Annotated in this window: 12 protein-coding genes; 4 read left to right on the top strand and 8 right to left on the bottom strand. The window is 62.6% G+C overall.

Annotated elements, in window-relative coordinates:
• Window positions 1-231: 231 nt before the first annotated feature.
• From LJE63_16745 to LJE63_16720, 6 genes are all read right to left on the bottom strand, one after another.
• Window positions 232-783, bottom strand: coding sequence for an HD domain-containing protein (locus LJE63_16745; GenBank protein ID MCG6908253.1), 552 nt, complete (start codon window positions 781-783; stop codon window positions 232-234).
• Window positions 780-1,884 (bottom strand): peptide chain release factor 2 gene (gene prfB, locus LJE63_16740; protein MCG6908252.1). Its coding sequence is split into 2 segments (ribosomal slippage): window positions 780-1,814 and window positions 1,816-1,884, totalling 1,104 coding nucleotides; the frame shifts between segments, so codons are not numbered across the junction. The genes LJE63_16745 and prfB overlap by 4 nt, the downstream gene beginning before the upstream one ends.
• Before the next feature lie 40 nt (window positions 1,885-1,924).
• On the bottom strand, window positions 1,925-3,466 hold the full coding sequence (gene lnt / locus LJE63_16735; GenBank protein MCG6908251.1) for an apolipoprotein N-acyltransferase: 1,542 nt from the start codon (window positions 3,464-3,466) through the stop codon (window positions 1,925-1,927).
• A gap of 172 nt (window positions 3,467-3,638) precedes the next feature.
• Entirely contained in the window at window positions 3,639-4,001 is a 363-nt protein-coding gene (locus LJE63_16730) for a hypothetical protein (protein ID MCG6908250.1), read from the bottom strand.
• Window positions 4,002-4,276: 275 nt separating this feature from the next.
• Window positions 4,277-4,549 (bottom strand): HU family DNA-binding protein, encoded by a 273-nt coding sequence (locus LJE63_16725; GenBank protein MCG6908249.1) that lies wholly within the window; start codon window positions 4,547-4,549, stop codon window positions 4,277-4,279.
• Window positions 4,550-4,967: 418 nt separating this feature from the next.
• Window positions 4,968-5,459, bottom strand: a complete 492-nt coding sequence (locus LJE63_16720) for a DUF1499 domain-containing protein (protein MCG6908248.1) — start codon at window positions 5,457-5,459, stop codon at window positions 4,968-4,970.
• Between the two features lie 177 nt (window positions 5,460-5,636).
• On the opposite strand from LJE63_16720, the gene LJE63_16715 reads away from it, so the two are divergent.
• Window positions 5,637-6,722 (top strand): aspartate carbamoyltransferase, encoded by a 1,086-nt coding sequence (locus LJE63_16715; protein ID MCG6908247.1) that lies wholly within the window; start codon window positions 5,637-5,639, stop codon window positions 6,720-6,722.
• Window positions 6,723-6,736: 14 nt separating this feature from the next.
• The gene (gene argF, locus LJE63_16710) at window positions 6,737-7,669 is read left to right on the top strand and encodes an ornithine carbamoyltransferase (protein MCG6908246.1); all 933 of its coding nucleotides are present in this window, start codon (window positions 6,737-6,739) and stop codon (window positions 7,667-7,669) included.
• 215 nt (window positions 7,670-7,884) lie between these two features.
• On the opposite strand, the gene LJE63_16705 is transcribed toward argF, so the two are convergent.
• Window positions 7,885-8,535: a cyclase family protein gene (locus LJE63_16705; protein MCG6908245.1), complete on the bottom strand. Its 651-nt coding sequence runs from the start codon at window positions 8,533-8,535 to the stop codon at window positions 7,885-7,887.
• A 483-nt stretch (window positions 8,536-9,018) separates the two neighbouring features.
• On the opposite strand from LJE63_16705, the gene ftsH reads away from it, so the two are divergent.
• Complete coding sequence (gene ftsH, locus LJE63_16700; protein MCG6908244.1) at window positions 9,019-10,821, top strand: ATP-dependent zinc metalloprotease FtsH; 1,803 nt, start codon at window positions 9,019-9,021, stop codon at window positions 10,819-10,821.
• A gap of 16 nt (window positions 10,822-10,837) precedes the next feature.
• On the opposite strand, the gene LJE63_16695 is transcribed toward ftsH, so the two are convergent.
• Window positions 10,838-11,827: an NAD-binding protein gene (locus LJE63_16695; GenBank protein ID MCG6908243.1), complete on the bottom strand. Its 990-nt coding sequence runs from the start codon at window positions 11,825-11,827 to the stop codon at window positions 10,838-10,840.
• A gap of 404 nt (window positions 11,828-12,231) precedes the next feature.
• Between LJE63_16695 and LJE63_16690 the strand changes: the two genes are divergently transcribed.
• Window positions 12,232-13,184 (top strand): potassium channel family protein (locus tag LJE63_16690; GenBank protein MCG6908242.1); only part of this gene is annotated, 953 nt, incomplete at its 3' end.

Genomic DNA, 13,184 nt, shown 5'->3' with positions numbered 1-13,184 from the left:
TATGCTTATAAGAAAAAAGCGCCGCCGGGAGACCGGACCCGAATTCGCCCCTGACGGTCCCGAGCGCGCCTGAGAAGTGCCGCCTTTTTGTGCACCACCGGCCGAGGGCGTTAGCGGGGTGTTGCAAAACCTCCCTGATGGCCTCCTACCCGACACCCGCCGCCGTCGGCCGTTTTCACCCAAGCCGTCCCGCCCCTTCCGGGCGGGACGGCTTGTTTTTGGCGCACGCCCTCAGCCTGGAACCTCCCCAAAACGCCGGGCCCAGGCGTCGAAGATCGCCACCTTGCCGGCCCCGAAGGGCAAAAGCTCCGCCCGAATCCGGTCAAGAGACTTTTCTCCTTCGCCCTGGCCGTTTTTGGAGAAAAACTTGTCGGCAAAGCAGACGATCTGCTCTTCCAGGGTGACCGGCCGCATGTCCCGGCCGGGCAGCGGCAGCCGATTTTTTTCAATCTCCGCCCGGGTGAGGCCCACCCCCACGTGCCGCTCGCAGACCAGCGCATGCCGCGGCCAGCCGGCCTTCTCCAGCAGCTCCCGGCCCAGGACCCCGTGGCAGAGATAGGGCCGGGTCCCGGTGCAACCGAAGAGCGGGGCGTGGGTCAGGAAAATGCCGATGTCGTGCAGCAGGGCGGCGGACTCCACAAAGGCCAGATCAACGCCTGGCGCCTGGATCCGCTCGGCCACGGCCAGGGCCTTGCGGGCCACCTGCTCCGCATGCCGCATCATCACCCCGTAGGCCTTGCCGGCGGGGTCGTAGTACTCGCGGATCAGCCCGGCGGGGTTCATTGGCGGTGCTTTTTGGAGAGCAGCACACCCTCGATGAAGGGGTCCAGATCGCCGTCCAGCACGCTGTTGACATCCCCCACGTCCAGATTGATGCGGTGGTCCTTGACCATCTGGTAGGGCTGCAGAACATAGGAGCGGATCTGGCTGCCCCAGGCAATGTCCTCCTTGCCGTCGTGGATTTCCTGGAGCTTTTCCTCCTGGCGCCGCTTCTCGGCCTGGTAGAGTCTGGCCTTGAGCACCTTCATGGCCATATCCTTGTTGCGATGCTGGGATTTTTCCTGCTGGCACTGGACGACGATGCCGCTGGGCAAATGGGTGATGCGCACCGCGCTGCTGGTTTTGTTGACGTGCTGGCCGCCGGCCCCGCTGGCCCGGAAGACGTCGACGCGCAGATCCTTTTCTTCGATGTCCACGACGATATCGTTGTCCAGTTCGGGGAATACGAAAACCGAGGCAAACGAGGTGTGGCGCTTGCCGCTGGCGTTGAAGGGCGAAATCCGCACCAGGCGGTGCACCCCGATTTCCGACTTCAGGTAGCCGTAAGCGAAATCCCCGCTGGCGGTGAAGGTCACGCTCTTGATGCCGGCCTCGTCCCCCGGCTGCAGGTCAATCAGCTCCATGCTGAAGCCCTTGCGGTCCAGGTAGCGGGAGTACATCCTGAAGAGCATTTCGGCCCAATCCTGGGCTTCGGTGCCGCCGGCGCCGGCATTGATTGAAACGATGGCGTTATTGCCGTCCTCTTCGCCGTCCAGCATCAGGTTCAGGGTAAAGGCCGCGATCCGCCGGTCCAGCGCCTCCAGCAGCCGATGGGCCTCCAGGACGGTCTCGGAATCGGACTCCTCGAGGCCGAGTTCCATCAAAATCTCGCTCTCCTCCAGCTCCTTTATCAGCGCGTGATAGCGCTCCACCTGGGCTGCCAGCACCGAGCGCTCCTTGAGAACCGGCCGGGTTTCCTCGGGGTTGTCCCAGAAGCCGTCCTTGGCGATCTGGAATTCGATTTCCTTCAGGCGGTTTTCCTTGGCCGGCAGGTCAAAGATAGTCTTTCAGTTGTTCGAATTTCTTGCGCAGCTCCTTGATGGTCTGTTTGTATTCGACGGTCATTTTTTCTCTCCTCCTTCAAATGCGGTTTGCGAAAGACAGGTCAGCGCCGACGCCGGATACCGGCCGCAGCCACCAGCAGGGCGGCGCCGGCCAGGCACGCCCCGGCAAAGACATCCCCCCAGCGGGTGTAAAGCGAGCGCTCCCTCAATATCGGCAGCGAACGGGCGACGGCGGCGTCTTCGAAAAGGGCGGTGGCCGAAGCCACCCGCCCCAACGGGTCGACAAAGCCGCTGATACCGGTGTTGGCGGCCCGCACCAGCGTCCGCCGGTTTTCGACCGCCCGGAAAACGGTGATCATGAAGTGCTGGAAGGGGGCGCTGCTGCGGCCGTACCAGGCGTCGTTGGTCAGGTTGACGAGCAGGTCCGCCCCGTTCAGGGTCATGGCGCGGGCAAGGCCCGGAAAGATGATCTCGTAGCAGATCTGGACCCCCAGCCGATAAGGGCCCCACGCGAGGGTCTGTCCCTTGGGACCGGGCACGAAATCCCCCACCTGGGCGACGATTTTCCCCAGAAACGGCAGCCAGCGCCGCAGCGGAACGTATTCGCCGAAGGGCACCAGGTGGGCCTTGTCGTATTTTCCGAGCACCTCCGCCTCGGGTCCCAGCAAAAACGCGCTGTTGTGGAACAGCGGGCCGCCGGCCTGGAGGGTGACTGACGGGCTGCCGATCAGAAAGCTGGCTGCGCTGCGGCGCACGGCCTTCGCCACCTGCAGCGAGAGTTCGGCGTCATGGCCGAAGTAAAACGGGGCGGCGGTCTCGGGCCACACCACCAGCTCCGGGCGCTGGTCCCGCAGCCCCATGGAGAGGCGCGCGTATTTTTCGACGGTGGCCGTTTGAAAAGAAGGCTCCCACTTCTCCGCCTGGGGGATATTGCCCTGGACCACCGCCACCTTGACCGCCGGCGCCTGGCGGATGCGGGCCTCCAACCCCTGAATACGCCAATGGCCGTAACCCCAGGCGAGGGCCACGGCAGCCGTCGCCAGCAAAAGCGCCCCTAGACCGGCCGCGGGGGCCGGCCGAGGGCCCCGGGCGCTGCTCAAAACCGTCGAGAGGGCCAGGGCCGCCGCGGCATTCACCAGTACAATGAGAAAGGAGACCCCGTAGACCCCGAAGAGGTCCGCCAGCTGGATCACCGGCAGCCAGTCGGCCTGGGTGTAGCCCAAGAGCCCCCAGGGGAAGCCGGTCAACAGAAACGTGCGCAGATACTCCAGCCCTGTCCACAGGACCGGCGCCGCCACGAGCAGGATCAGCGGCCGGGGCCTGAAAAGGGCCAGGGCGGCCGCGAAAAAAGCGGTAAAAAGCGCCAGGTAGATGCACAGCAGCACCAGCGCCGAAACCGACAGAAGCCACGGCAGATGACCGTAGGTCCGCAGGGTGTAGGCGACCCAGTAGATCAGGCTCAGGTAGTGCACCCCGCCGGCGATCAGGCCCAGGCGGAAGGCACCGGCGGGGGGAAGGTTCCGGAGGGCGAGAAGCAGCGGCACCAGGGCCACCCAGGCCGCACCCCACATGCCCAGCCGGGGAAAGGCGGCCGTCAGCAGCGCGCCGCTTAAAATGGCGCCAAAAAGCGTGTTGCGGTCCATAAACGCCTGCATCGGATCTTGCGCCAGGGGTACAAAAAAACCCCCAGACCGGTGGGGGCGAACGTTTGCTGCTGCCGCATCCCAAAACAGGGTCGGCGCGGCCAGAGTTTTTATCACCCGCTTGCGGCCTGTCAAGCGGGAAATCAGTCACCCGCCCGGCTGGCAGCCCGATTCACTTGCCTTGTTTTTTTTCCAGATCCGACTGCCAGCGGTAAAGCGCCTCCCAGACCTCGTAGTAGGCCCTTTCACGCAGCGGTTCATCGGCGGGCACGATGTGGCCCTTGACATTGGCATAGTCCACCTTGAGGGCGCACTGGGCCACGTATTCCGACCACATCTGGCGCGGGATCTTCATCCGGAAAGCATAATCGGCGCCCGGGCTTTTGAGGATCTTGACCTCCTCGCTGTAGCCCCAGAGCTTTTTGGAGAGGCGGACCAGGTCCTCACGGCAATGGGCGCGGATCATGAGTTCGTCCCGCCCACAGTTCTTGTCCCAGACCGCCGCGAAAAATCCGTCCATGGTGAAGACCCACATCATCGCCCCCTTTTTCCGGCACGCATCACCCGCTGGCAGGCGGCCCTGCCGGAAACCCGCCGCTTGAAAGAATAAAATTTATTATAGCACTGTCGCAGGGCGAAGGTCGAATGCTAAATCGCAGTCGGGAAATGACGCACCTCCCGGGTGAGATGGGAAGCGCTCACCGGGCGGGGTGCCGGGGGAGGGAAAAGCACGGAAGTGGGGGACTTCGAGGGAATGCAGAGCGGTTTGCGGCAACGCTCGCAGGCTGCCGCAAACCACGCCCGTATGGATCAGACCGAATCTTTCAGCTTTTTGCCCGGCTTGAACTTGACGACGTTTGTCGCCTTGATCTTGATTTCCTCGCCGGTCTGGGGGTTGCGCCCCTTGCGCGCTTTGCGGCGAACCTTGAGAAATGTGCCGAAACCCACCAAGGTCACTTTTCCCTCTTTTTTCTTCAACGCACTGGTGACGCCGTCGACAAACGAGTCCAGAGCGGCCCCGGCAGCAACCTTGCTGATGCCGGCATCCATTGCCATTTTTTCGATCAATTCTGCTTTTGTCATGCGATTCCACCTCCAGTTGAAGTTCTCGATTGCCCCAGCTGTTCGATTAAACCTGTCTCTATAGAAGGTTTGGCGGAATGTCAACATATTAGTTTGATGCCATCCCTACAAAATCAACGGTTTTAGAGAAGGCTAAGACGCCGTTGGCTTGCTGCCGGGCACTTGGCGGGGGCAGGGCGTTAGGCAAAGCCCCGCCAGGCCGTTTCCCGCATGAGGCTCAGAACTGCTCGTACTTAATTTTAAGAAACTGAAATTACAGTTAATTGAATCCTACAACAGGCCTTCCGGGACTTGGCTCAACGGGGGCGCCGGGTGCCGGGGCGCGGCCTTGTTTTTCCTCCCCGCGAAGTAGACCATGGGTCTGCCGGTGGCCCCGGCGGGATGTTTTTTTTCGAACCCTGCACCGGCGGCGGCGCTTTCAAGACCCTTTAAGAACCCCCAGCCCGGTGAGATGGCTCCGGATGGCCTCGATCCGACGGCGGTTGACGCCAAAGTCGAAATAGCCCGTGCGTGATGCGGAACGCACGGCGATTTCTCCGGCCTGCGGCCGGAGGTAGAACTCGACATCGTCCGAAAAGCCAAAAACCCGGCTGCGAAAAACGGCATGCAGATAAAACGGTGAAACGGTGACCAGCTGGACGCGCCGCAGGGTGGTCAGGTGCGCCTCGAGGGCCTGCCAGGCTTCCGCGGCGGGCCCCTGCAAGGCGAACGGCGCAACCCGCCGCCGGGGGTCCGCGGCGTCGCTGCAAACGCAGTTGGGCCGATCCGGACAGGGCGCCAGCTTGCCGCCCTGGGGACCGATGACCCCGGGGCCGTGGGTCGAACAGGCGGAAAAGACCATCACCAGCGACAGCCCCAATAACCACAGAGACCCGCGCTCACGCCAGCGATCGTCGAAAATTTGTGCCATGGCACACCTCCTTCTTATTGACGGCAAAAGCCTGAAAGCAACGGCGCCCTTGGCCGCGACGGCCGTTTGGAAAGCCCCTTGGCCGGGCATTGACAAACTTCGGGCATTGCCTTAAATGACAGGCGTTGACAGGCTGCGGCCTGGCTGCCCCTTCCAACCTCAGGCGAGGAAACGCCGATGTACAAGGACAACCCGTTGCGGCGCATTTCATGGCTGGATTTCCAGGACCTTCGACGCGAAGATAAGGGCCCTTTGTTTATGCGCAACGGGCGGCCCTACCATGCCCTGATCGCCCAGCAGTTCGACCGCCCCTCCCTGGAGCGGCTCTGCGAGTTGGCCACCAAGATCCGGCGCATCGGCAAAACCAAGGGAGGGCTGCACTTCCTGCAGTCGCTGCTCTCGGAAAAGCGCGCCATGCTCTACTTCGCCCAGCCCTCCAGCCGGACTTTTCTCTCATTTTACTCCGCCTGCCAGATCGTCGGCATCCACCCGGCGGAGGTGCGCGACACCACCACCTCAAGCGAAATCAAGGGGGAATCCCCGGAGGACACGGTGCGCACCTTCAGCTCGTACTTCGACCTGATCATCATGCGCCACCCGGTGGGAGGGTTCGCAGAGCGGATCGCCTGGCTGCTATCCAACACCGAACGCTGCATCCCTGTCATCAACGCCGGCTCCGGCCAAGATCAGCACCCCACCCAGGCCCTGCTGGACATCTACACCTTGCAGCGCAGCTTCGAGACCCGCGGAGGCATCCCGCACAAGAAGATCGCCTTCGTGGGGGACCTGGCGCGCGGCCGCACAGTGCGGTCGCTGGCCAACCTGCTTACCCTCTACCCGGGGGTCACGCAGTATTTCGTGGCACCCGAATCGCTCCAGATCGGTGCCGACATCCTCGAAAACCTGCGCGCGGCGGGGGTGGCCTACGAGCTGAGCACGGATTTCGAAAAAATCATCCCCGAAGTGGACGCCATCTACATGACCCGCATCCAGGACGAGTGGGACACGGCCGAGGAAAGCCGCCTGCTGGACACCACGCCCTTCCATTTCACCGCGCGCCATCTGGAGATCCTCAAACCCGATGCGGTGCTGCTGCACCCCCTGCCGCGGCGCAAGGAAATCGCCATCGAGGCCGACCAGGACCCGCGGGCTGTTTACTGGCGCCAGGTGCGCAACGGGATGTGGGTGCGGGCGGCGCTGATGCTGGAAATTTTCGATCGCTGCGCCGAGATCGACAAATACTACGACGACCTAACAAGCTGAAAGACGGTGACGGCATGCGCCATTTGATTTCCCTCAAGGATTGGTCGACCGCTGAGATAACGGCCATCCTGGATCTGGCCGATGCCCTCAAGGCTGCGCCCGAAAAGTACCAGGATGCCCTGCAGCGCCGGATGCTGGTGATGATTTTCGAAAAACCCAGCCTGCGCACCCGGGTTTCGTTTGAAACCGGCATCTGCCAGATGGGCGGCGATGCGATCTTCTACGACATGGCCAGCTCGCCCCTGGCGGCCGGCAAGGAGACCATCGGCGACATGGTGAAAGTGCTCAGCCGCTATGCCGATCTGCTCATGGCGCGCCTCTTCGAGCACCGCCACATGGAGGAGTTGGCCGCCAACGCCGGGATCCCGGTCATCAACGGGCTGACCAACTTCAACCACCCCTGCCAGGTCCTGGCGGACCTTCAGACCATTCGCGAAAAGAAGGGCGCCCTGGCCGGCCTCACCCTGGCCTATCTGGGGGACGCCAACAACAACGTGACCCATTCCCTACTCTACGGCTGCCCCAAGATGGGGGTCAGCATCCGCGTCGGCTGCCCGGCCGACCCGAGCGCCAGCCCGCTGCCGGCGGTGGTGGCCGATGCCTCCGCCGCCGGCGGGGCCACCGGCGCCACGGTCTTGGTGACCCACGACCCGGCGGAAGCCGTGGCCGGGGCGGACGTGGTCTACACCGATTCCTGGATGAGCTACCATATCCCCAAATCGGAAATGGCCCAGCGCGTCCGGCAGTTCATGCCCTACCAGGTCAGCGTCAAGCTCATGGCCCAGGCCGCCGCCGACGCCATCTTCATGAACTGTCTGCCGGCCATGCGCGGCTACGAGCAGGCCGCCGAGGTGATCGATGATCCCCAGGCGGTGGTTTTCGACCAGGCCGAGAACCGCCTGCATGCCCAGAAGGCCGTCATGCTGCGCCTGCTGGGCAAGGCCTGAGGGCTCCGCAAAAAATCCTCTGGGTTGCGCCGCATCTCGAAGTCGCTGCGGCGCAGAGGTGTACGCCGCACGCCGCTGAGATTTGCGCGCCGTAGCTTGAACTTTTTTGGTAACCGTCTGGTTTGCCTTTTACGGCTTTATCAAGGCCTACCAGAAGGCCTGGCGCCTTATACCGGCCGCAGCACCGCCCCGCCCCCGGATACATCACGGCCGGGTCAGGTGCCCAGAAAAACGGCCCGCAGCGGGGCGCCGTCCGCCCCTTTGAGCTTCAGCGGCAGGAAGGCATAATTACCCCGGAGCAACGGTATCCGCCGCAGCCCGCAGAGGTTCTCGACGATCAGGACCCCGCCGCCCAAAAGCATCCGGTGAACGGGGTGGTCCCCCTGAGCGCCGCTGGAGCGGTCCGGGCTGGGGGTGTCCAGCCCCACCAGCCCGGCCCCGCAATCCACCAGCCATCTCCCGCAATCCGGCGCCAGATATGGGTGCCGAAAATAGCGCGGCGTTCCCCAGAAACGGTCCCAGCCGGTCATCAGCAGCACGAAATCGCCCGGTATCAGTTGCGGCGCCACCTTTCTCAACTCCGCGGCGCATATCGGGCTGTCCTCCCGGCGCCCGGTGAGATCCAGCCGCACGCCGGCGCCCACCAGCCGGCTTACCGGCAGGGCGTCCAGCCGATCGCCGTCTGCAAAAAAATGGAAGGGGGCATCCAGGTGGGTGCCGGTGTGGGTTCCCAAAGAAATGCGCTCCAGGTGGCAGCCGTCCCGCCCGTGGTGCAACAAGGTGTGCCGCAGCAGCGGCGGGTCGCCCGCCAAGACGGGGGTGTCCACATCCAAAAGGTGGGTCAGGTCGATGGGTTTGGCCGCCATTTGCGCACCAGCCTTTTCTCCCGCCAAGTTGTCCGGCTGACGGCAGGTACCCGCGCCCGGGAAACCGCCGGGAACCCGGTTTTCTCCGGGTGTCGCGGGGCGCCGCCGCAGCTGCGGTTGGCGTCGGGGCACCGGCGAAGAACCATTCCTCATCCGGCGTGCCTTTCCGCCCCCCAGCCGAACCCGGATCCGGCGCCAACTTGGGAATTGTACTGCGACCCTAACGCGCTTTGGGCGCGGCCGCAAGGCATTTGGATTGCGGCCGACGCCCCCTGATGGCGAATGATGCGGGCCGGTTGCTTTTTGGCGGCATCTGCCTTAAAATGACTCTAATTACTCACGCACACCGCCAAAGCGGCCGCCCATCCGCCGTGCAGACGCACCCAGAGCCGGCCCAAACCACTGGCAGGATTGCATGCCGCGCCCCCCACAACGGCAATTTCGACAGCCGGCGGCCGAATCGACACTGCGGGGAGGGATGAAATGCAGAAAGAGCACAAATTTTCCCTTTGGTACGCCCTTCTTGGCATCTGGCTCGTGCTGCTGATCCAGCAATCGATCGTATCGGTCATGGAAATCCCGGTGATCCCCTACAGCAAGTTTCTGCAGCTGCTGAAAGAGAACAAGATCACCGAGGTGGCCATCACGGCCAACCAGATCCAGGGGAAAATGATCGACGAAACGGCCGAAGGCGGCACCCCCAAGCGATTTCGCACCGTCCGGGTGGACCCCGAAATCTCCACCCTCCTGGATCAATACGGGGTGATCTTCAAAGGCCAGATCGAGTCGACCTTCCTGCGCGACCTGTTCTCATGGGTCGTCCCGGTTCTTTTCTTCTTTGGCATCTGGTACTTTTTCATGAAGCGCATGGCCGGTCAGCAGCCGGGCTTCATGGCGCTGGGCAAGAACAAGGCCAAAATCTACGTTGAAAGCGATCTGAACATCAGCTTCGAAGACGTCGCCGGTGTCGACGAGGCCAAGCAGGAACTGGTGGAGGTGGTTGAATTTCTGAAAGAGCCGGGGCGTTTCACCTCCCTGGGCGGCAAGATGCCCAAGGGCGTCCTGCTGGTGGGGCCGCCCGGGACGGGCAAGACGCTGCTGGCCAGGGCGGTTGCCGGCGAAAGCGGCGTGCCGTTTTTCAGCATGAGCGGCTCGGAGTTTGTGGAGATGTTCGTGGGCCTGGGAGCGGCCCGGGTGCGGGACCTCTTCGAACAGGCCAAACAGAAAGCGCCCTGCATCATCTTCATCGACGAACTCGACGCTTTGGGCAAAGCCCGCGGCATCGGCCCGGTGGCCGGCCATGACGAACGCGAACAGACCCTCAACCAGCTGCTGGTGGAAATGGACGGCTTCGACCCCAACGTGGGCGTTATCCTGATGGCCGCCACCAACCGCCCCGAAATCCTCGACCCGGCGCTGCTGCGACCCGGGCGCTTCGATCGCCAGGTGCTGGTGGACCGACCCGACAAGCTGGGCCGCGAGGCCATCCTGCGGATCCACCTCAGGGGGATCAAGGCCGAACCGGAGCTCGATGTGGAGAAGCTGGCCGCCATGACACCCGGCATGGTGGGGGCCGACCTCGCCAACCTGGTCAACGAGGCCGCCCTGCTGGCCGTCCGACGGGACAAGCAGGCGGTGGGCATGCCCGAGTTCGAAGAGGCGGTGGAGCGCGTGGTGGCCGGTCTGGAGAAAAAAAACCGGCTGATCAACCCCGAGGAGCGCCGGATCATCGCCTACCACGAACTGGGCCACGCCGTCGTCGCCCTGAGCCTGCCGGGAACCGACCCGGTTCAGAAAATATCGATCATCCCGCGGGGCATCGCCGCCCTGGGCTACACCATGCAGGTGCCCACCGAAGACCGCTTCCTGATGAAAAAAACCGAGCTGCTCAATAAAATCGCCACCCTCCTGGGAGGCCGGGCGGCGGAGTCGACCGTTTTCGGCGACATCTCCACCGGCGCCCACAACGACCTCGCCCGGGCTACCGACATCGCCACCAGCATGGTCAAGGAGTACGGGATGAGCGAAAAAGTCGGCCAGGTTTACTTCGCCCGCGAGAAGCGCGCCCGTTTCCTGGACATCGCCCCCCAGGGGTCCCTGGACTACAGCGAAACCACCGCCCAGCTGATCGACGCCGAGATCCGCGAGATCATCAACGCCCAGTACGCCCGGGCGCTGGAGATCGTGGCAAAAAACCGCGCGGTGCTGGACAAGGGGGCCGAACTGCTGCTGAAGCGCGAAAAAATCGACGGCGCGGAGCTCAAGACCCTGATGGCGGAAGCCTGAGATGGTGGCGCGGGCTTCACAGCACCGCGCGCATGCGCTCGAGGTTTTCCATCTTGCCGAGCACCACGATCACGTCGCCCGCGTTGAGAGTTTCCCCGGGCCCGGGGTTGAAAATCATATCGCCTGCGGCATTCTTGATGGCCACCACGATTACGCCAAAATCCCGGCGCAGGTTGCTGGCCATGATGTTTTTGCCGATCAGCTGCGATTGCGAGCCAATCTTGGCCTCCTCCATCATCAGCCCCAGATGGCGCTCCATCATGGCAATATCGATAAAATCCACCACCGTGGGGCGCTTGAGCACCTGGGCCATGCGGCGGCCGCCGATCAGATAGGGTGAAACGACGCGCGTGGCCCCCGCCCGTTTGAGCTTGTCCTCGTTGCCGTGGTCCGAGGCCCGCGAGAGAATGAAAATGTCCGGCCGCAGGCCCTTGGCCGTGAGGGTGATGAAGACGTTGTGGGCATCGGAAGGCAGCGCGGTCACCAGCCCCTTGGCGCGCTTGATGCCGGCGGCAAGGAGCGCCTCCTCGGAGGTCGCATCCATCTGAAGCCACAGATACCCATGCTTCTGCAGGTGTTCGATGGACTTGCCGTCCTGTTCGATGACCACAAAGGGAATCTTGTCATCGGCCAGCTCGGCGGAAATTATCCGGCCGATTCGACCGTAGCCGCAGATGATGAAGTGATTGGCCAGCGCCGCAATCCTTTTTTCCAACTTTCTTCTCCCGAAAAATATCCGCAGTTCACCCTCGATGAAGCTGCGGGCAATCATCCCGACCGTGTAGCCGCCCACACCGATCCCCATCATGATCACCACCACGGTGATGCTTCGACCGACGGTGGTCAGGGGCTTGATCTCCGAAAAACCCACCGTGCTGATGGTGATGACGGTCATGTAGAAGGCGTCGAAGAGCGTCATCCCTTCAAAATAGTAGTAGCCCAGCGTACCAAATGAGATGGTGCCGGCGAAAAGGAGGATAGCCGTCCGAAATTTTTTGGCGTCCATATCGGGTGGTCCGCTTCGGGATGACGTCGAGGGCCGAAAAGCCCGCCGTGGCCGTGTATGCCGGACCCTGGTGGCTGGTCAGGGCGCGGCAGAAGTTAGTAAACCATTTTGGCCGGCGACGTAAAGACGTAAATTGCGGCCCGTGCCCGGACTTGTCCTTGCCGCCCCGGCTTTGACCCGGCAAGCGCCCGACAGTTGGCGGGCCGTCACAGCCGGGCGGCAAGCGCTGTTTTGGGGTTTGACAAAATGGCGCCCTCGCCTGATAAACGCCACGAGCGGAAAAGAAACAGCCGTGCTGCGCCCGGCGACGGTTTCGGCCCAAAGCAGCCGAAGCCAGCATCACGACGCTGTGTTTGGGCAGTCTGCGCACAGGCCTACCCACAGACAGGGGGTGAACCGGAAAAATGAAATTCGTGATCTCTCAGCTGCAAACCTTGCTGCGCGACAATACCCGCAAGGCCAACATCCGGCTGCTCATCAAATTTTCCTTGCTGCTGATCCTATTTTTTGTGGGCTACAGCGTTTTGTTTCACGTTCTGATGCTCTTCGAGGGGCGCGAATACTCGTGGGTCACCGGCCTGTACTGGACCCTGACGGTCATGTCGACGCTGGGTTTCGGGGATATCACCTTTCACAGCGACATCGGCAAGCTTTTTTCGATTATCGTGCTGCTAAACGGCATTGTGCTGCTGCTGATCATGCTCCCCTTCACCTTTATCCAATTCTTTTATGCCCCCTGGCTGGAGGAGCAGAACAGGGCGAGGGCGCCGCGGTCGGTCCCGGACCGGGTTTCCGATCATGTGATTTTGACCCATTACGATGATGTAGCCGTCAACCTGGTGGAAAAGCTGACCCAGTACGGGGTGGAGTATGTGATTCTTGTGCCGGATCTTCAACGCGCCCTGGAATTGCACGACCTGGGGTATCGCGTCGTGGTCGGTGAACTGGACAACCCCGAGAGCTACAAGCGCCTGGGGGTGGACCGGGCCGCCATGGTGGTGGTTTTAAACGACGACATCACCAGCACCAACATCATATTTACGATTCGCGAAACCAGCTCCCGGGTGGTGACCGTCACCAACGCCGACATGGAAGACAGCCTGGATATTTTGGAGCTGGCAGGCAGCAGCCACGTCTTCCAGTTCACCAAAATGTTAGGCCAAGCCTTAGCGCGCAGGGTGCTCGGGGTGAGCATGCAGGCCAACATCATCGGCAGCTTTGACGAGCTTTTGATCGCGGAGGCACCGGCGATGCGGACCCCGCTTCAGGGAAAAACCCTGGCGGAGAGCAACCTGCGTCAAATCACCGGGGTGAACGTGGTCGGCGTCTGGGAGCAGGGCGCGTTCAGGGCCTCAAC

It is taken from the genome of Desulfobacteraceae bacterium (assembly GCA_022340425.1).
Taxonomy (GTDB): Bacteria; Desulfobacterota; Desulfobacteria; order Desulfobacterales; family JAABRJ01; genus JAABRJ01.
This window is presented reverse-complemented; position numbering and strand designations above follow the sequence as displayed.

Coding starts and splice junctions, on each gene's coding strand:
- LJE63_16695 (MCG6908243.1), bottom strand. CDS start 11,827: ATGGACGCCAAAAAATTTCGGACGGCTATCCTCCTTTTCGCCGGCACC.
- LJE63_16715 (MCG6908247.1), top strand. CDS start 5,637: ATGTACAAGGACAACCCGTTGCGGCGCATTTCATGGCTGGATTTCCAG.
- LJE63_16745 (MCG6908253.1), bottom strand. CDS start 783: ATGAACCCCGCCGGGCTGATCCGCGAGTACTACGACCCCGCCGGCAAG.
- LJE63_16705 (MCG6908245.1), bottom strand. CDS start 8,535: ATGGCGGCCAAACCCATCGACCTGACCCACCTTTTGGATGTGGACACC.
- lnt (MCG6908251.1), bottom strand. CDS start 3,466: ATGGACCGCAACACGCTTTTTGGCGCCATTTTAAGCGGCGCGCTGCTG.
- ftsH (MCG6908244.1), top strand. CDS start 9,019: ATGCAGAAAGAGCACAAATTTTCCCTTTGGTACGCCCTTCTTGGCATC.
- LJE63_16725 (MCG6908249.1), bottom strand. CDS start 4,549: ATGACAAAAGCAGAATTGATCGAAAAAATGGCAATGGATGCCGGCATC.
- LJE63_16720 (MCG6908248.1), bottom strand. CDS start 5,459: ATGGCACAAATTTTCGACGATCGCTGGCGTGAGCGCGGGTCTCTGTGG.
- LJE63_16730 (MCG6908250.1), bottom strand. CDS start 4,001: ATGTGGGTCTTCACCATGGACGGATTTTTCGCGGCGGTCTGGGACAAG.
- argF (MCG6908246.1), top strand. CDS start 6,737: ATGCGCCATTTGATTTCCCTCAAGGATTGGTCGACCGCTGAGATAACG.